Source organism: Streptacidiphilus sp. ASG 303, assembly GCF_020991365.1.
In the GTDB taxonomy this organism is placed as follows: Bacteria; Actinomycetota; Actinomycetes; order Streptomycetales; family Streptomycetaceae; genus Peterkaempfera.
Genome location: NZ_JAJLRA010000014.1, coordinates 76,741 through 94,866 on the forward strand (window position 1 = coordinate 76,741; position 18,126 = coordinate 94,866).

General features: G+C 77.7%; 14 protein-coding genes and 1 pseudogene. 4 read left to right on the top strand and 11 right to left on the bottom strand.

Features of this window, described 5'->3' with window-relative positions; all coding sequences use genetic code 11:
- Positions 1-549: 549 nt before the first annotated feature.
- Positions 550-858, bottom strand: a pseudogene (locus tag LO771_RS31665) (hypothetical protein); the annotation flags it as partial.
- A gap of 567 nt (positions 859-1,425) precedes the next feature.
- Here LO771_RS31665 and LO771_RS18575 point away from each other — a divergent pair.
- Positions 1,426-2,013: a YdeI family protein gene (locus LO771_RS18575; RefSeq protein ID WP_230653905.1), complete on the top strand. Its 588-nt coding sequence runs from the start codon at positions 1,426-1,428 to the stop codon at positions 2,011-2,013.
- Between the two features lie 24 nt (positions 2,014-2,037).
- On the opposite strand, the gene LO771_RS18580 is transcribed toward LO771_RS18575, so the two are convergent.
- From LO771_RS18580 to LO771_RS18600, 5 genes are all read right to left on the bottom strand, one after another.
- A complete protein-coding gene (locus tag LO771_RS18580) occupies positions 2,038-2,838 on the bottom strand; it encodes an ATP-grasp domain-containing protein (protein WP_230653908.1) in 801 nt (266 codons plus the stop codon).
- A 79-nt stretch (positions 2,839-2,917) separates the two neighbouring features.
- Positions 2,918-3,883: a prolyl aminopeptidase gene (gene pip / locus LO771_RS18585; RefSeq protein WP_230653911.1), complete on the bottom strand. Its 966-nt coding sequence runs from the start codon at positions 3,881-3,883 to the stop codon at positions 2,918-2,920.
- 124 nt (positions 3,884-4,007) lie between these two features.
- Positions 4,008-4,901: an SDR family oxidoreductase gene (locus tag LO771_RS18590; RefSeq protein ID WP_230653914.1), complete on the bottom strand. Its 894-nt coding sequence runs from the start codon at positions 4,899-4,901 to the stop codon at positions 4,008-4,010.
- Positions 4,898-5,941, bottom strand: coding sequence for an alpha/beta fold hydrolase (locus tag LO771_RS18595; protein ID WP_230653917.1), 1,044 nt, complete (start codon positions 5,939-5,941; stop codon positions 4,898-4,900). The genes LO771_RS18590 and LO771_RS18595 overlap by 4 nt, the downstream gene beginning before the upstream one ends.
- Positions 5,938-7,533, bottom strand: a complete 1,596-nt coding sequence (locus LO771_RS18600; protein WP_230653920.1) for an NAD(P)/FAD-dependent oxidoreductase — start codon at positions 7,531-7,533, stop codon at positions 5,938-5,940. Before LO771_RS18600 ends, LO771_RS18595 begins: the two co-directional genes overlap by 4 nt.
- A 99-nt stretch (positions 7,534-7,632) precedes the next feature.
- Between LO771_RS18600 and LO771_RS18605 the strand changes: the two genes are divergently transcribed.
- Both LO771_RS18605 and LO771_RS18610 read left to right on the top strand, forming a co-directional pair.
- A complete protein-coding gene (locus LO771_RS18605) occupies positions 7,633-8,502 on the top strand; it encodes a MerR family transcriptional regulator (protein ID WP_308188939.1) in 870 nt (289 codons plus the stop codon).
- Positions 8,503-8,601: 99 nt separating this feature from the next.
- Positions 8,602-10,827 carry a prolyl oligopeptidase family protein gene (locus tag LO771_RS18610; RefSeq protein WP_230653923.1) on the top strand — a complete coding sequence of 742 codons (2,226 nt, stop codon included), beginning with the start codon at positions 8,602-8,604 and terminating at the stop codon, positions 10,825-10,827.
- Between the two features lie 122 nt (positions 10,828-10,949).
- Here LO771_RS18610 and LO771_RS18615 read toward each other — a convergent pair whose 3' ends face one another.
- Positions 10,950-11,222 (bottom strand): hypothetical protein, encoded by a 273-nt coding sequence (locus tag LO771_RS18615; protein WP_230653925.1) that lies wholly within the window; start codon positions 11,220-11,222, stop codon positions 10,950-10,952.
- A gap of 79 nt (positions 11,223-11,301) precedes the next feature.
- A complete protein-coding gene (locus LO771_RS18620; RefSeq protein ID WP_308188940.1) occupies positions 11,302-12,126 on the bottom strand; it encodes a hypothetical protein in 825 nt (274 codons plus the stop codon).
- Between the two features lie 204 nt (positions 12,127-12,330).
- Between LO771_RS18620 and LO771_RS18625 the strand changes: the two genes are divergently transcribed.
- The gene (locus LO771_RS18625) at positions 12,331-13,134 is read left to right on the top strand and encodes an inositol monophosphatase (RefSeq protein WP_230653927.1); all 804 of its coding nucleotides are present in this window, start codon (positions 12,331-12,333) and stop codon (positions 13,132-13,134) included.
- 70 nt (positions 13,135-13,204) lie between these two features.
- On the opposite strand, the gene LO771_RS18630 is transcribed toward LO771_RS18625, so the two are convergent.
- The 3 genes from LO771_RS18630 to LO771_RS18640 form a co-directional block, all read right to left on the bottom strand.
- On the bottom strand, positions 13,205-14,650 hold the full coding sequence (locus tag LO771_RS18630; protein ID WP_308188941.1) for a lysine N(6)-hydroxylase/L-ornithine N(5)-oxygenase family protein: 1,446 nt from the start codon (positions 14,648-14,650) through the stop codon (positions 13,205-13,207).
- Positions 14,651-14,726: 76 nt separating this feature from the next.
- Positions 14,727-16,280: a pyridoxal-dependent decarboxylase gene (locus tag LO771_RS18635; RefSeq protein WP_230654039.1), complete on the bottom strand. Its 1,554-nt coding sequence runs from the start codon at positions 16,278-16,280 to the stop codon at positions 14,727-14,729.
- Between the two features lie 140 nt (positions 16,281-16,420).
- Entirely contained in the window at positions 16,421-17,872 is a 1,452-nt protein-coding gene (locus LO771_RS18640; protein ID WP_230653934.1) for a diaminobutyrate--2-oxoglutarate transaminase family protein, read from the bottom strand.
- Between the last annotated feature and the right edge of the window lie 254 nt (positions 17,873-18,126).

Sequence of the window (18,126 nt, forward strand, 5' to 3'; positions counted from 1 at the left end):
GGTGGTGTCGGCGGTGAGGCGGTCGGAGGAGTCGGTGCCCGCATAGGTGTAGTGGTGGGTGGTGCCGCCGGTGGTGAGGGCGGTGAGCTGGTTGAAGTCGTTGTAGGTCTCGCCGGTGCGGGCGCCGGATCCGCCCGAGGCGGTCTCATTGCCGTCGGCGTCGTGGGACCAGCCCGTGGAGTCGCCGTTGACGGGGGTGATCTGGTTGGCGGTGTTGTAGCCGTAGTGGGTCAGGCCGCTGTCGGAGCAGGAGCCGGCCGTGCGGGAGGTGTCGGTGAGGTTGCCGGCCTTGTCGTGGCAGTAGAGCCAGGAGGCGGTCCGGGTGCCGCTGCCGTCCTTCTCCCGCGCGTAGGTCAGGCGGGACTGGCTGTCGTAGGTGTAGGTGAGGACCGATCCGGTGCCGGGGTCGGTGCGGGACTGGATCTGCTCGGTGTCGGTGCCGTCGGGCAGCCTGTAGGCGAAGGTGTGGTTGACGTAGGTGGCCGTGGCGGTCGTGGCCTTGACCGAGGTGGGACGGTCGGAGTTGTCCCATCCGGCGGTCTGGGTGGTGCCGCCGGGGTAGCTCGTGCTCTTGCGGTTGCCGTCCTCGTCGTAGGCGAAGGTGGTCCTGCCGCCCGTGGGGTCGGTGAGCGAGGTGAGCTCGTTGCCCGCGTCGTACCCGTAGGAGGTGGTGCCGTTCGGGTCGGTGGCGGTCTGCAGGTTGCCCGCCGGGTCGTAGGCGAGGGTGTGGGCGGCGCCGTCGGCGAGGGTGCGGGTGGCCTCGCGGCCGAGTGCGTCGTAGGTGTGGGTGATGGTGCCGGAGGCGTCGGTCCGGGTGAGCAGGTTGCCGTCGCCGTCGTAGGTGCGGGCGACGCGCAGGTTCCTGGTGCCGCCGGAGGTGGCGACACTGGTGACGCGGTCGTGGGCGTCGTCGCCGTAACGACGGTGCGCGGTTCACCCCTGCGGGGACCGCCGGCGCCGCAGGTCGCGACGGGCCTCCGGGCGCCGCGGCGGCGGGCACCGCTGCGAGCGGCACCAGCACCCCGACCGCCGCCAGCGCTGCCGTCACCGCGATGCGTGACCGTCCGCGCCCGCCCCGCGGTGCGGGGAGGCGGGCTTGCGGATACGGCCTGATGTGCAGGAAAACCGATGTCCCTGAACATGGTTGAGTTCACGTCAGCCCTGATGGCTCGTAGGCGAACCAACCGCGTCAGGGTCATCACAATCCCGCCGCGCCTTTCCCCGACTCCGGCGACGTGACAAACCGCATAAGCATGCGGTCCGCAGGTCCGGGTAGACGGAGTGGCCGTCAGGGCCGCGGCGGGAGGGCCCCGGGCTGTCGGGAAGGGCCGCCGGGGGACCGCCCGGCTGGGCGCCGCGTCCGCAGCGGCGTGACGGGACGCCGCGTCACGGACGGATGTCGGTGGGGCGTGGTTCACTGCGGGGATGGCCGATGACCTGGAGACCGTCGAGTTCGCGTCCGCCGAGGAGTTCGAGGAGTGGCTCCGCGCCCACTGCTCCTCCTCGCCCGGGATCCTGCTGAAGCTCCGGAAGAAGCAGCCGGGGGTCGCCGCCCTGGACTACGCGCAGGCGCTCGACGTGGCGCTCTGCCACGGCTGGATCGACGGGCGGAAGGAGGCGTTCGACGACCGGCACTGGCTGCAGCGGTTCACCCCGCGCAGGCCGCGGAGCAGGTGGTCGAAGGTGAACCGCGCCAAGGCGGAGGCTCTGATCGCGCAGGGGCGGATGGGGCCGGCGGGGCTCGCCGAGGTCGAACGCGCCCGGGCGGACGGCCGGTGGGACGCCGCGTACGACGGGCAGGCCGCGGCCGTCGTGCCGGACGACCTGGCCGCGGCCCTGGCGGCCAACCCCGACGCCGCGGCGTTCTTCGCCACCCTGGACGGCCGGAACCGCTACTCGGTCCTGCACCGCGTCCAGGAGGCGAAGCGGCCGGAGACCCGGCTGCGGCGGATCGAGACGTACGTGGCGATGCTGGCCGAGGGGAGGACGATCCACCCCCGGAAGACGTCCTGACGGCCCGCCGGGCGGAGGGGAGGGTCAGCCCACCGCCTCGGGCAGCCGCCGGGCGAAGGGCAGGTCGCACGGACCGGCCTCGGCGGCCGGTCCGGCGGCGCGGAGCACGACGTCCAGCACCCGGTCCGGGTCGCAGGCGTAGCCGCCGCTCGCCCAGGCCGGGTTGGCCTCCACCACCGCCCAGCGGCCGTCGTCGAGCAGGCCGACGTCCACCACGGCGGCCGACGGCAGGGAGCCGCCGGCCGCCGTGAGCAGGTCGCGGGCGAAGGCGAGGACGTCGGCGTGGTGCGGGTCCTCCTCCAGCGGGGCGGTGTCCAGGGCGGGCCCGACGGCGTAGCGGGACGCCGTGCGGACGGCGCCGTCCAGGACGAGGAGCCGGTACTCGCGGACGAAGCGGACGATGTCGCTGACCAGGACCGGCAGGTCGTCGTCCAGGGCGTCGGGGCCGGGCAGCCGGGAGCCGTCGGTGTGGATGCGCGCCGGGAAGTGCTTGTCGACCGGCGGCTTGACGAAGGCGGGCCGCCGCAGCCGGCGGGCCTCGGCCAGGGTCACCGCCTCCACCCGGCGGCACGTCAGCTCCTGCGGGAGCCGCGCGAGCCAGTCGGCGGGCGGCTCCAGCAGGACGAGGCCGAGGGCGCCGCCGACGGAGTCGGCGAGCAGCGGGCCGCCGTAGAGGTGGGCGGGGGTGCCGGGTCCGGCCTCCTCGGGCCGCCGCCAGCCGTGGGCGGTCACGGCCCGCAGGCCGCGCCGGTGGGCGGCGGCGGCGAGCTGGAGCCGGGTGTCGGTGACGCGGGGGGCGAGGATCAGCAGGCGGCCGGTGGTCATGGTCCGTGATGGTGCCGGTCGGGCGCCGGGTGGCGGTACCGGTTTTCCGTCCCCGGGCTCCCCGGCCGCAGGGCGCGGGTCAGCGCCCGGTGCGGCCGAACCGCGCGACCGCCTCGCCGATGGCGTCGCGCATGGCGGGGCTGCCGGTGTGACCGGAGTCGTCGACGACCTTCAGTTCGGCGCCGGGCCACGCCTTCGCCAGCTCCCAGGCGGTCGTCAGGGGGCTGCCCAGGTCGAGGCGGCCGTGGACGAGCACCGCCGGGATGCCGGCGAGCCGGTGCGCGTCGCGCAGCAGCTGCCCGTCCTCCAGCCAGGCGTCGTGCGCGAAGTAGTGGGCGCAGATCCGGACGAAGGCCGTCAGGGCGTCGTCGGGCCGGTCGCTGTAGGCGCCGGGGCGGCCCAGGGCCTCGTGGGCGATGACGGCGTCCTCCCAGGCGGCCCAGTCCCGGACCGCCTTGGCGCGGACCGCGGCGTCCGGGCTGTTCAGCAGCCGGTCGTAGGCGGCGACGAGGTTCCCGTCCCGGTCGGCCTCCGGCAGAGCGTCGCGGAACGCCTCCCAGAGGCCGGGCAGCAGGCGGCCGACGCCGCGGTAGAGCCAGTCGGTCTCCTCAGGGCGGGTCGTGGTGACGCCGACCAGCACGGCCTCGGAGACCCGCTCGGGGTACCGCTCGGCGTAGGCGAGGATCAGCGTCGAGCCCCAGGAGCCGCCGTACAGCATCCAGCGGTCGACGCCGAGGTGCTCGCGCAGCCGCTCCATGTCGGCGACGAGGTGGTGGGTGGTGTTGTGCTCCAGGCCCACGGCCGGGTCGGAGGCGTGGGGCAGGCTCTCGCCGCAGCCGCGCTGGTCGAAGAGGACGATCCGGAAGACCTCGGGGTCGAACGTCCTGCGGCTGCCCCGGCTCCCGCCGGCGCCGGGGCCGCCGTGCACGCACAGCACGGGCTTGCCGTCGGGGTTGCCGCTGGTCTCCCAGTAGACCCGGTTGCCGTCGCCGACGTCGAGCAGGCCGCGGTCGTACGGTTCGATCGGCGGGAACGGCGGGGTCACGGCGGTCTCCTCGTGCACGTGGGGGAAGCGGCCCCGTGAGGCTACTCACCCGCGGGGGCCGCGGCACCCGCATTCCGCGGCCGGAGGGCGGCGGCCGAACCGGCCGCCGCCGCGCGACGGGGCGTCAGGAACGGGCCTTGCGGGCCTCGGTGTCGGCCGCGCCGCCCGCGCCGACCGGGCCGAGGCGGCGGGCGGCGGTGGCGCGCAGGCGGGGCTCCAGGCGGCGGATCTCGCGCGGGCCGAGGCGCCCGATCACCGAGGGGACGAGGCCGCGCACGGCCTGCATGCCGCGCAGCCACCCCTGGGCGTAGACGTGCGGGGAGCGGCGGGCGACGCCGGCGACGAGGCGGTCGACGGCGGGCTCCAGCGGGTAGGTCCGGTTGGCGGGCCAGGGCAGGCGGGCGCGCATCTCCCGCAGCACCTCGTCCTCGTCGGCGCCGCGGACCATGTCGGTGTCGGTCCAGCTGAGGTACCCGACGCCGACCCGGACCCCGCGGTGGGCGACCTCGGCGCGCAGGGAGTGGGCGAAGGCCTCGACGCCGGACTTGCTGGCGCAGTACGCGGACATCAGGGGAGCGGGGGTGATGGCGGCGAGGGAGGCGATCTGGAGCAGGTAGCCGCGGGAGTCGGTGAGGGCGGGGAGGAAGGCGCGGGCGGTGGCGACGCTGCCCAGCAGGTTGACCTCGACGACGCGGCTGAACGCGGCGTGGTCGGAGTCGAGGAGCGGGCCGCCGAGGGCGATGCCGGCGTTGGCGACGACGGTGTCGACGCGTCCGTGGTGGGCCTGGATGCGGCGGGCGGCGTCGGTGAGGGCGTCGAGGTCGGTGACGTCGGCCTCCCAGTGGGTGGCGCCGGGGCCGCAGGCGGCGGCGGTGCGGGCCAGCTCCTCCGGTTCGAGGCCGACGAGGGCGACGGTGGCGCCGCGGTCGGCGAGCCTGCGGGCGAGCAGGGCGCCGACGCCGCGGGCGGCCCCGGTGACGACGGCGACCTGGGAGGACAGCGGCGGGGTGGGGGTCATGCGGTGGCGCTCCTCTGCTGGTGCGGGGCGGCGGCGGGGACGGGCTGCTCGGTGGGGACGGGCTGCTCGGCGGTGTCCTGCGGGACGGCGGTGTCCTGCGGGGCGGCCGTGCCCTGCGGGGCCGCAGGCCGGTGCAGGTGGTCGGCGACGAGGCGGCGGATCTCGTCCGCGACGGCGTCGGGCCGCTCGACGGGCGACATGTGGCCGGTGCCGGGGAGTTCGGTGAGGCGCTCGGGCCGGGGCAGCACGGCGTGCAGGCGGTGGGCGAGGACGGGCGGGGTGAGGCGGTCGGCGGCGCCGACGAGGACGGCCGTCGGGGCGTCGAGCCGCCCGGCCTCGGCGTGCAGGTCGAGGGTGCCGAGGACCTGGGCCCAGGCGGCCCGGACCCGGCGGGGGCAGGCGTGCACGATGCGGGCGCAGGCCTCGACCCGATCGGCGGGGGCGGCCGGCCCCATGACGGCGTACTTGAGGACGGCGCGGCTCAGCCCGGTGACCGGGCCGAGCGGCAGGCGGGAGGCCAGCAGGGCGCGGTGGGCGGCGAACCGGGCCCGGGGGGCGCGTCCGGCGAACGGCAGGACGAGCAGTTCGGCGAGGAGGGAGCCGCTGCCGGTGCTGGCGAGGAGGACGGCGGCGGTGCGGTCGCGGACGGCGGACCGGTCGGCGGCGGCCATCACCGTCATGCCGCCCATGCTGTGCCCGGCGAGGACGGCGCGCGAGCCGTGGGCGACGGTGGCCTCGACGACGGCCTCCAGGTCGTCGGCGAGGGCGCCGGTGCCGTACCCGGCCGGGGAGGCGGGGGCGTCGCTGCGGCCGTGGCCGCGCTGGTCGTAGGCCACCAGGCGGTGGTCGGCGGCCAGGCGGTGCAGGACGGGGGCCCAGAAGGCGGTGGAGCAGGTCCAGCCGTGGGCGAGGACGACGGTGGGGGCGTCCTCGGGGCCGTGGACCTCGGCGTGGAGCCACGTGCCGTCGGCGGACCGGACCCGCAGCTCGCGGCGCGGGTCGGGCGGGACGCAGTCGCGGGGGAGCTGGGGGCGGCTCACGGGGCGGACTCCTCGGCGGTCGGGGCGGCGGGCCCGGCACCGGCGGGACCCGCCGGGGACGCGGTGGAGGCGGCGGCTCCGGCGGGGACGGGCCGGCGGGCGGCGGGGCGCGGGACGAGGTCGTACTCGGCGAGGTCGACGCGGCGGGTCTCGCGGCGGAACCGGCCGGTGGTGCCGGGCCAGACGGTGGTGTTGCGGCCGTTCGCGTCGAGGTACCAGCTGGTGCAGCCGCCGGTGGCCCAGACGGTGGAGCGCATCCGCCGCTGGACCTCGTCGTTCCACCGCCGCTGCGCCTCGGGCCGGGCGTCGATCGCGGCGACGCCGAGGGCGTCGATGCGGGTGAGGGCGTCGACGATGTAGTTCAGCTGCGACTCGATCATGAGGATCATCGAGCTGTTGCCGAGGCCGGTGTTGGGACCGATGACGAAGAAGAGGTTGGGGAAGCCGTGCACGGTGGTGCCGCGCAGGGCCTCCATGGTGCCGTCCCACTCCTCGGCGAGGGTGCGGCCGGCGGCGCCGGTGACGCGGTCGGCGATCGGCATGTCGGTGACGTGGAAGCCGGTGCCGAAGACGACGGCGTCGGCCTCGGTCTCGGTGCCGTCGGCGGCGACGAGGGTGGAGCCGCGGACCTCGGCGAGCCCGGAGGCGACGACGTCGGTGGTGGGGGCGGCGAGTGCCGGGTAATAAGTGTTGCTCAGCAGGATGCGCTTGCAGCCGATGCGGTAGTCGGGGGTGAGGCGGGCGCGCAGCTCCGGGTCGGCGACGGCGCGGCGCAGGTGGCGCTCGGCCATGGCCTGGACGGCGCCGAGCAGGCGGGGCCGGTTGACGAAGGCGTCGACCTGGAGCTCGCGGACGGCGAAGAGGAGGGCGCGGCGCAGGGCGCCGGACGGCGGCATCCTGGCGTGCAGCCACTTCTCGGCGGCGGAGATCTCGCGGTCGGCGCGGGGCAGCACCCAGGCGGGGGTGCGCTGGAAGACGGTGAGGCGCTTCACGCGGGGCTGGACGGCGGGAATGATCTGGATGGCGGAGGCGCCGGTGCCGACGACCGCGAGGCGCTTGCCGTCGAGGTCGTAGTCGTGGTCCCACCGGGAGGAGTGGAAGATCCGGCCGGGGAAGGTGTCGAGGCCCTTGATGTCGGGGATCCGCGGGTCGGAGAGGGGGCCGGTGGCGGAGACGACCGCGTCGGCGGTCCAGTCGCCGGCGGTGGTGGCGAGGTGCCAGCGGGCGGTGCGGGCGTCCCAGCGGGCGGCGGTGACCTCGGCGTGGAAGCGCAGGTGGGGGCGGAGGCCGAAGGTGTCGGCGACGCGCTCCAGGTAGGCGCGGATGTGGGGCTGGCCGGAGAAGCTGCGGGGCCACTCGGGGTTGGGCGCGAAGGAGAAGGAGTACAGGTGGGAGGGGACGTCGCAGGCGCAGCCGGGGTAGTCGTTGTCGCGCCAGGTGCCGCCCACGGAGGCGGCGCGCTCCAGGATCACGAAGTCGGTGATGCCGGCGCGGCGCAGCCGCACCCCCGCGCCGAGGCCTCCGAAGCCGGATCCGATGACGGCGACGCGCACGTGGGGGGCGGCCGCGCCGGGTTCTGCTGCGGATGCCATGGGGCCTCCTCCGGGGAGCTCGGGAACCGCGCCAGTGTTCACTGGCATGATGGGGAGCGTAGACCGAGCGCATTGTTGACGGAAGGTCCAATACAGCCTGTGACGCAGGACACATCCCCCGTCGGGGGCGGCGAGGGGACCCGGGAGGGCGCGCCGGAGGGCGCACCGGAGCCGCCGCGCGAGTACCGCGTGGAGGAGCTGGCCGAGGCGGCCGGCATCACCGTGCGCACCCTGCGCTTCTACCGCGAGCGCCGCCTGCTCCCCCCGCCCCGCCGCAAGGGCCGCATCGCCTGGTACACCCAGGAGCACCTCGACCGGCTGCGCGTCGTCGCCGCCCTGCTGGAGCGCGGCCACACCCTCGGCGGCATCGCCGAGCTGCTCGCGGCCGGCGAGGAGGGCCGGCACGTCGCCGAGCTGATCGGCCTGGAGCGGGCCATCACCGCCCCCTGGACGGACGAGGTGCCGGTCCGGCTGACCTGGGAGGAGGTGGAGGCCGCGTTCCCCGGCGAGGCCGGCGCGGAGGCCGTCCGCGCCTCCGTGGGCCTCGGCTACGTCACCGCCGACCGCGACGGCGTCACCCACGTCAGCCGGCGGCTGCTGGACGCCACCGTCGCCCTCGTCCGGGAGGGCGTCCCGCTCGCCGGCGTGCTGGAGGTGGCCCGCCGCACCCAGGAGTACGCGGACGCGGTCGCCGACCTCTTCGTCCGGCTGGTGGGCGAGCGGCTGCTGGCCGGGCTGGAGGACGGCACCCCGAGCGCGGACGAGGCGCACCGGCTGACCGAGAGCGTGCTGCGGGTCCGCCCGCTGGGCCGCGCGGTCGCCGACGCCCAGTTCACCCTGGCCATGGACCGCCGGGTCCGGGAGGAGTACGAGAAGGTGCTCCGCCACCGCCTCGACCCCGGGACGGACGGCGGGCCCGGCGGCGGGACGGACGGCGGGCGGGGCGCCGCCGGGGCGGGCCCGGACTAGACACCCCGGACCGGACGCCCCGGGCCCGCCCGGCCGCGTTCCCGCGGTCGGGCGCGTGGGCGCCCCTCCCCCCGCCGCCGGATCGCCTACGCTGCCGCCATGGTGACCCAGCCCGCCCAGGACGCCCGCCCCGGCACCGCCGGCCCCTACCCGCCCGCCCGCCGCACCGACACCGCCGACGACCTCTTCGGCCACCGGGTCGAGGACCCCTACCGCTGGCTGGAGGACCCGGACAGCCCGGAGACCCGCCGCTGGTCCGAGGCCCAGGACGCCCTGCTGGAGTCCGCCCGGCGGGGCTGGCGCGGCCGGGAGCGCACCGCCGCCCGCCTCGCCGAGCTCAACGGCGCCGGCTTCGAGGGCAGCCCGTTCTGGTGCGGCGGCCACCGCTTCCTCACCCGCCGCTCCCCCGGACAGGAGCACGCGGTGCTGCTCACCGCCGACCCCGGCGGGGACGGCGGTCCCGGCCCGCGCGGCGCGGCGGAGCGGGTCCTGGTCGACCCGATGCGGGTGGACCCGGCCGGCACCACCACCCTCGACGCCTGGTCGCCCTCGCACGAGGGGCGCCTGCTGGCGTACCAGCTCTCCGAGGGCGGCACCGAGGAGTCGGCGCTGCGGGTGCTGGACACCGCCACCGGCGAGGCCGTCGACGGCCCGATCGACCGCACCCGCTACTCCCCCGTCGCCTGGCTGCCGGGCGGCGAGGCCTTCTACTACGTGCGGCGGCTCGCGCCCCACCTGGTGCCCGAGGGCGAGGAGCAGTACCACCGCCGGGTGCACCTGCACCGGCTGGGCACCGACCCCGACGAGGACCCGGAGGTCTTCGGCGCCGGGCTGCCCGCCACCAACTACTACGACGTGCGGGTCAGCCGCGACGGCCGCTGGCTGACCGTCAGCGCCTCGGCGGGCACCGCCCCGCGCAGCGACCTGTACCTCGCCGACCTGCACGCCTCCCCGGCCGAGCGGCCCGCGCTGCGGCCGCTGCGCACCGGCCGCGACGACCAGACCTCGCTCGGCGTCGGCCACGACGGCCGCGCCTACGTCTTCACCGACGCGGACGCGCCGCGCGGCCGGGTGCTGGTCGGCGACCCGGCGGAGCTGTACGCGGCGGCCGGCGGGCCGGACGGCGTGCCGCAGGAGGAGTGGGACCGGCTCCTCACCGACCTGGTGCCGCAGGACCCCGAGGCCGTCCTGGAGGACGTCGCCGTGCTGCACGGCGACGGGAGCGACCCGGACTGGCGGCCCCGGCTGCTGGTCTGCCGCAGCCGGCACGCCGTCTCCGAACTGGCCGTGCACGACCTGGCCACCGGGGAGCGGCTGCACACCGTGGAGCTGCCGGGGCTCGGCAGCGTCGGCAGCCTGTCGCCGTCGGACCCGCTGGTGCCGGGCGGCGGGTACGAGGTGTGGTTCGGCTACGGCGACCACACCGCCCCCGACCGGGTGCTGCGCTACGACGGCCGCACCGGCGCGGTCGACGTCTGGGCGGAGGCGCCGGGCCGGGTGGAGCTGCCGCCGGTGGCGGTCCGCCAGGTCGTGTACCCGTCGGCGGACGGGACCGGGGTGCGGATGTTCCTCGTCGCCCGCACCGACCTGCCTCCGGGCCCGCGCCCCACGGTGCTGTACGGCTACGGCGGCTTCCAGGTGTCGCTGACCCCCGGCTTCTCCGCGAACATCCTCGCCTGGGTGGAGGCGGGCGGCGTCTACGCGGTCGCCAACCTGCGCGGCGGGCTGGAGGAGGGCGAGGAGTGGCACCGCGCGGGGATGATGGGGAGCAAGCAGAACGTCTTCGACGACTTCCACGCCGCCGCGCGGTGGCTGCTCGACAACGGCGTCTGCGAGCCCGGCGGCCTCGGGATCTCGGGCGGCTCCAACGGCGGGCTGCTGGTCGGCGCCGCCGTCACCCAGCGCCCCGACCTGTACGCGGCCGCGGTCTGCTCCGCGCCCCTGCTGGACATGGTCCGGTACGAGCGGTTCGGCCTCGGCCGCACCTGGAACGAGGAGTACGGCACCGCCGACGACCCGGAGCAGCTGGCCTGGCTGCTGGCGTACTCCCCCTACCACCGGGTGCGGAAGGACACCGCGTACCCGGCGGTGCTCTTCACCGTCTTCGACCAGGACACCCGGGTCGACCCGCTGCACGCCCGCAAGCTCTGCGCCGCCCTGCAGTGGGCGACCTCCGCCGACCCGGCGGAGCGGCCGGTGCTGCTGCGCCGCGAGAAGGACGTCGGCCACGGCGCCCGCTCCGTCTCCCGCACGGTCGGCCTCGCCGCCGACACCCTCTGCTTCCTGGCCGACCGGCTCGGCCTGGACCTGGAGGCGACGCCGTAGGAGCCCCTGCCGTACGCCCCCGCGGCGGCCCCGCCGGCCGCTGCGGGGGCCCGGCGCGCTCCGTGGCGCACAGCCGGGAAGGACCCGTTCAGCGGGGCTCGGCGTTCAGCGGGGCTGGGCGCTCAGCGGGGGCCGCCGGAGGGCGGGGGCGGGGGCGGGGCGTCCACCTGCCGCCCGCCGCCGCGGGCCCCCTCCTGCGGGGTGCGCCCGTCCCGCCGCCCCGACCGGACGGCCGCCGCGGCGAAGCACGCCGCCGCGATCCCGGCACCGGCGGCGCCGGCCCACTGCAGCGGGCCGGAGCGTCCCCCGACGAGTCCCACGACGTCCAGGACGCACACCACCGACCAGGCCGCGGCCGCCACGCCCTCCAGCCGTCGGCGCACGGTCCGCTCCATGCCGCCACCCCCGTGCCGCCGTCCCTGCGGGCCGTCTGCCCCCTTGCACGCGGGTGAACCCCGCGCGTCGGGGTGCCGGTCAGTCCGGGCGGATCCAGACGCGGAGGGGACCGGCGGCGCGGAAGCCGTGGCGGAGCGCCCCGTCCAAGTCGCCGCCGTGCTCGTACCCGACGACGGCCAGGGTCGGCCGGCGGGCGGCGAGGACCGCGAGCAGGCCGGGCCAGGCGGGCTCCGGGTGGTCCGGGGCGGTGAAGACGTTGGAGACGCCGGCCGCAGCGCCGCCGAGGTGGGCGACGGCACCCGCGACGAGGCGGCCGCCGCGGTGCGCGGCGAGGACCCGCACGGCGGGGTCGTCGAGCAGGGCGGGGCGGAAGAGGTCCGGCGGGCCGTCGGGGGCGGCCCACGCCCGCTGCCACTCCTCCAGCCCGGCAGCCGTCCTGACGGCGCGCCAGACCGCTCCGTCCGCGGGGGCCGGGGGAACGGGTGCGCCGGGCGGGCGGTGGATCCACTGCGCATCGAAGAGGACGCGGAAGCCGGCCGGGGCGAGGTCCAGGTCGGCGAAGGAGTCCTTCACCGTGCAGCCGGGGGACGCGTGGTCGATCCGGGCGAGCAGGGCGGCGGGGTCGGCGCCGGGGCGCAGGGTGACGGCGTCGGGGTAGTACGGCGGGGTGCGGCGGGGGCTGGTCCAGGCGTCGGCGGTCTCCTCCCCCGGCAGTCCGTGGGTGCGGCACAGCGCGCGGCACCACCCGGCGTTGTCGCGGGCGGCGGCGAGGGCGGCCGCGGAGGGGGCGCTGCGGGCCGGGGCCGGGCTGCGGTCGGGGGCCGGGCTGCGGTCGGGGGCCGGTTCGGGGGCGGGGGCCGGGCTGCGGTCGGGGGCCGGTTCGGGGGCGGGGGCGTCGGGCACCGCGCCATCCTGGCGGCCACGGGCGCCGGGGGCAACCGGACCGCGGACCGGCGGGTGGCGGGAACCGGCGGGTGGCGGAGCCGGGCCGGGGCGGCCGGACGGCCCGTGGCGTGCGGTCCGCCGCGCCGGGCCGCGGGCGCGTCCCCGGCCCGGCACGGCGATCACCGGCATGGGAGAGTTGGGGGAAGCGAGAGGAGCGGGCGCGTGGTGTTCGAGAAGGTGGCGGAGATCCTCGCCGAGACGGCGGCCGAGGTGATCGAGCCGCGGTTCCGGGCGCTCGCCGCCGGCGACGTGGTGGAGAAGGCCCCGGGCGAGCTGGTGACCGTCGCCGACCGCGAGGCGGAGCTGATCATCGCCGAGCGGCTGCGCGGGCTGCTGCCGGTGCCGGTGGTCGGCGAGGAGGCGGTCTCGGCCGACCCCTCGCTCGTGGAGGCGGTGCGGACCGAGCCCGCGGTGTGGCTGGTCGACCCGCTCGACGGCACGGGCAACTTCGTCGCGGGCAAGGGGGACTACGCGGTGATGGCCGCCCTGGTCCGCGACGGCGAGGCGGTGGCGGCCTGGATATGGCAGCCGGTCTGCGGCGTCGGGTACGCGGCGGAGAAGGGCGGCGGCGCCTGGCGCGACGGCGAGCGGCTGCGGCGGGCGCCCGCCGGGGACGGGCCGGAGCGGTGGCGGGGAGCGGTGCTGGGCCGCTTCCTGGGTCCGGAGATGCGTGCCGTGGTGACGGAGGGGGCCCGCGGGTTCGCGTCCGTGACGGGCGGCAGCGGGGCCGCGGGGGTGGAGTACCCGCGGGTCGCCGCCGGGGAGCAGGACTTCACGCTCTTCTGGCGGACCCTGCCGTGGGACCATGCGCCGGGTTCGCTGCTGGTCCGCGAGGCGGGCGGCGTCTCGGCCCGGCTGGACGGGGATCCGTACCGGCCCGGCCGCAACGTGGAGGGGCTGCTGGTGGCGGCCGACGAGGACTGCTGGCGGCAGGTGCGCGAGCGGCTGCTCGGCATGGCGCCCTGAACGGCGCACCAGCCCCCGGACGGCGGGCGGGGCGGCCCCCCGCCCCGCCCCCCCGTCCGGGGGGCCCGCCTCAGCGCCGGTCGGCGCCGTGCATCCGCTGCTCCCCGCCCCCGGGGGCGGCGGCCGCGGGCCGGTCCTCCGGCACGCCGAAGGTGGTCCAGGCCGTGCGGGCGGGCAGCCGCAGCACGGTCCGGCCGGCGGCGGCGTTGAGGATGACGGCGGCGCGCCAGGCGCCCAGGGTGAGGTCGGGGGCGCCGACGCCGTGGGTGTGCATCTCGGCGTTCTGCACGAAGAGGGTGCCGGTGACCCGCGGGTCCAGGGCGACCTGGTAGTCGCCGTCGACCCGGTAGCGGCCCTGCCCGTCCCAGTCCACCAGGTGGGCGACCGGCTCCAGGAAGGGCGGCCGGACGGCGGCGTACCCGGTGGCGAGGACGATCCGGCCGGTCCGCACGGCGGACTCCGCGTCCTGCCGGGTGTGGCGGCAGGTCAGCCGGTAGCCGTCGCCGTCCCGCTCGGCGGCGGTGACCTCGGTGGCCGGGTGCAGGGCGGCGCGGGGCGCGCCGCCGCCGACGGTGCGCTCGTACAGCTCGTCGTGGATCGCGCCGAGCGTGTCGCCGCTGACGCCCTTGTACAGCTGCCACTGCTCGCGGACCATGCGGTCGCGCACCTCGCCGGGCAGCCGCCGGAACCAGCCGACGTAGTCGGGCGTGAAGTGCTCCAGCCCGATCTTGGAGTACTCCATCGGGGCGAAGGCCGCGGTGCGGGCCAGCCAGCGCACGTACGGCCCGCCGCGCCCGTCGCCGTCCTGGCGGCGCAGCAGGTCGAGGACCACCTCGGCGCCGGACTGGCCCGCGCCGACCACGGTGACGTCGTCCGCGGCGGCGAGGGCGTCGCGGTGGGCGAGGTAGTCGGCGCTGTGCAGGACCCGGCCGGGCTCAAGGAGGTGCCGCAGCGGTCCGGGCACCACGGGCCGGGTGCCCACCCCGAGCACCACCCGGCGGGCCAGGACGCGGCGGGGTCCGCCCGCGCCGCCGTGGACGACGGCGAAGGCACCGGCGGCGTCGTCCCACTCCAGGGCGGTGACGGGGGCGTCGAAGCGGCAGGAGGGGAGGTGCCCGGCGACCCAGCGGCAGTAGTGGTCGTACTCGCGGCGCGGGACGTGGAACCGCTCGGAGAAGAAGAACGGGAAGAGCCGGTCGTGGGCGCGCAGGTAGTTGAGGTACGACCAGCGGCTGGTGGGGTCGGCCAGGGTGACCAGGTCGGCGAGGAAGGGCACCTGGAGGGTGGTGCCCTCCAGGAGCAGGCCGGGGTGCCAGGAGAAGGCGGGTTTCGCGTCGAGGAAGAGGGCGCGCAAGCCCGGCACGGCGTCGGCGAGGGCGGCGAGGGAGAGGTTGAACGGGCCGATGCCGACGCCGACGAGGTCGAGGACCCCGGCGTCGGGACCGTCGGGGCGGGACACGGCGGGGGCCGGGCGGGGGACGGCGTCGGCGGCGGGGGCGGGGCGGGGCAGGGTCACCGGGGGGCCTCCGGGCGGGTGGCGGGCAGGGGTGCCGGGGCGGGTCGGGCGGACAGGGGTGCCGGGGCGGGGGCGGTCACGCGGCGGCCTCCTCGGCCTGGCCGGCGGCGGCGACGGCGTGGAGCAGCCGCTCGACGTCGGCGGGGGTGGTGTGCGGGTTGAGCAGGGTGAGCTTGAGCCGCACCCGGCCGGGCCCCTCGCCGGGCAGTTCGGTGCGGCCGACGACGGCGCGCCCCTCCCGCAGCAGGCGGCGGCGCAGGGCGGCGTTGAGGGCGTCGCGGGCGGCGGGGCCGTGCAGGCCCGGGTGCTGCGGGCGGTAGTGGAACAGGACCGTGGTGAGGACGGGAGGGGCGTGGAGTTCCAGCAGGGGGTGGGCGTCGGCGGTGGCGGCGGCGTGGCGGGCGAGGCCGTGGCAGGCGTCGACGAGCCGGCCGAGTCCCTCGCGGCCCAGGGTGCGCAGCGTCACCGCGATCTTGAACGCGTCGGGGCGGCGGGTGGTGCGCAGCGAGAGGCCGAGGAGGCTGGGGTAGCCGGCGTCCTCGTCGTCGGCGGGGTTGAGGTAGGCGGCGCGGCGGGCCAGCGGCGCGTACGCCTCGGCGCGGCGGACGAGGAAGACGCCCGCAGCGGCGGGCTGCCAGCCGAGCTTGTGCCAGTCCAGGGCGACGGAGTCGGCGCGGGCGGTGCCGTCGAGGAGCGGGGCGAGGCGGTCGGAGAGCAGGGCCCCTCCACCGTAGGCGGCGTCGACGTGGAACCAGGCGCCGTGGGCGGCGGCGAGGTCGGCGGCGCGGTGCAGGGGGTCGACCGCGCCGGTGTCGGTGGTGCCCGCGGTGGCGACGACGGCGACGGGGGTCTCGCCGCGGTCCGCGCAGCCGCGCAGGGCGGCGCCGAGGGCGTCGGCGTCCATCCGCAGGCCGCGGTCGACGGGGACGGGGACGACGGCGCGCTCGCCGAGGCCGAGGAGGGCGGCGGCGCGCTGCACGGAGAAGTGGGCGGCTGCGGAGGCGAGGATGCGCGGGGTGCGGCCGGGGGGCAGGCCGTCGCGTTCGACGGACCGGCCCGGGCCGCCGCCGGCGGCGCTGCCGGCGGCGCTGCCGTCCCGGGTGCCGCCGCCGGTTCCGCCGAGGACGTGGTCGCGGGCGAGCATCAGGCCCATGAGGTTGGACTCGCTGCCCCCGGAGGTGAGGACGCCCGCGGCGTCGTCGGGGTCGTACCCGACCAGGGCGGCCAGGTCCCGGACGAGCAGCGTCTCCAGGGCGGTGGCGGCCGGGGCCTGGTCCCAGGAGTCCTGGGAGGGGTTGAGGGCGCTCGCGGCGAGGTCGGCGGCGACGGCGAGGGCGAGCGGCGGGCAGTGCAGGTGGGCGGCGCAGGAGGGGTCGGCGGGGTCGGCGCTGCCGTGGGCGAGGAGGGCGGTGAGCCGGTGGAGGGGTTCGGGTCCGCCGGTGCCGGCCACGGTGGCGAACTCGTCGGCGACCCGCGCGGCGAGCTCCTGCGGGGCGCCGGCGGGGAGCGGGCCGCCGCGCCGGGCGGCGCCGTCGGCGAGCGCGTCGAGGACGGTCTCCAGGAGCGGGCGCAGCGCCCGGGGCCCCTCGGCGCCGCCGGAGAGGGCGATGGTCCGGGCGGCGCCGGCCAGGCACGCGGCCGCGTCGGACAGGGACGGGCCGGACGGGGACGGGGCGGACGGGGACGGGCCGGACGGGGACGGGCCGGACGGGGACGGGCCGGACGGGGCAGCGGCGGGGGCGGGCGCGGTGCCCGCGGGGACGGCGGCGTTCACGCGTGCTCCCGGGAGTCGGCGGAGGCGGTACCTGCGGAGGCGGCGGCCGTGCCGGCGGAGGCGGAGGCCTCGGCGACGGCGTCGGCGAGCCGGTCGAGGACGGCCTCGGCCTGCCCGTCGGTGATGGTCAGGGGCGGCAGGAGCCGGACGACGGCGTCGTGGCGGCCGCCGAGTTCGACGATCAGGCCGCGCGCCAGGCAGGCGGCCCGCACCCGGACGGCCAGGGCGGGGGAGGGCGGCAGCGCGCCGCAGCGGTCCGGGACGCCCTCCGGGTCGACCAGTTCGACGCCGATCATGAGGCCGCGCCCCCGGACGTCGCCGATCGCCGGGAGCTCCGTCCGCAGGGCGGTGAGCCGCGCGGCCATGCGGGCGCCGACCTCGGCGGCCCGGCGGGCCAGGCCCTCCGCGGCGACGAACCGCAGGGTGGCCGCGCCGGCCGCCATCGCCAGGGTGTTGCCGCGGAAGGTGCCCGTGTGGGCGCCGGGCAGCCAGCCGTCGTACTCCTCGCGGTAGACGACGACCGCGAGCGGCAGCGACCCGCCGATGGCCTTGGAGAGCACCATCGCGTCGGGGACGACGCCGCTGTGCTCCACCGCCCACATGGCCCCGGTGCGTCCGACGCCGGTCTGCACCTCGTCGAGGACCAGCGGGACGGAGCGCTCGGCGGTGATCCGGCGCATCTCGCGCAGCCAGGCGTCGGGGGCGGGGACGGCGCCGCCCTCGCCCTGCACGGCCTCCACGATCATCGCGGCGGGGGCGGTGACGCCGCCCCCGGGGTCGTCGAGCAGCCGCTCGGTGTAGACGGCGGAGAGCTCGGCGCCGCGCTCGCCGCCGACGCCGAAGGGGCAGCGGTAGGAGTACGGGTAGGGCAGGCGGGTGACCTCGCCGCAGGACGGCAGCGGCTCCTTGACCGCGGTGCTGCCGGTGGCGGCGAGCGCCCCGGCGGTCATGCCGTGGTAGGCGCCGGTGAAGGCGAGGACGCCGCGGCGGCCGGTCGCGGTCTGCATGAGCTTGAGGGCCGCCTCGACGGCGTCGGTGCCGGCGGGGCCGCAGAAGTGGATGCGGGCCCGGTCGGCGAAGGCGGGCGGCAGGGTCTCGAAGAGGGCGGTGGTGAAGTCGTCCTTCTCCGCGGTGGCGAGGTCGAGGACGTGCAGCGGGGCGCCGCTGTCGAGGGTGCGCCGGACGGCCTCGAGGACCACGGGGTGGTTGTGGCCGAGGGCGAGGGTGCCCGCGCCGGAGAGGCAGTCGAGGTAGCGGCGGCCGTCGGCGCCCTCGACGGTCATGCCCTGGGCGCGCACCGGGACGATGGGGAACGAGCGGGCGTAGGTGCGGGCGGAGGACTCGCGGGCGCGCTGGCGGCGCAGCACGGCCTCCCCGGCGGGGAGCGGCGGGGCGGAGCGGCCCGGGGGGACGGGGCGGTCGAGGGGGGTGCCGACGGCGGGTGTCATGGCGGGGCTCCGGGGTGGTGCGGTCGGGCGGGCGGCTGGAGGGGGTGCGGGGTGGTGCGGTCGGGCGGGACGGACGGCGGGGGGTGCGGGGCCGGTACGGCGGGGCGGGTACGCGGGGAGGCGGGGGATACGCGGGCGGGGACGCCCGGGGTTCACTCTTTAGGTAAGGCTAACCTTAATTGACGCCTCCTCGGGCCGATCCTCCGCCACGCGGGACCGGCCGCCGGAGAGTGCGCCGGCCCACCCCCGACCGC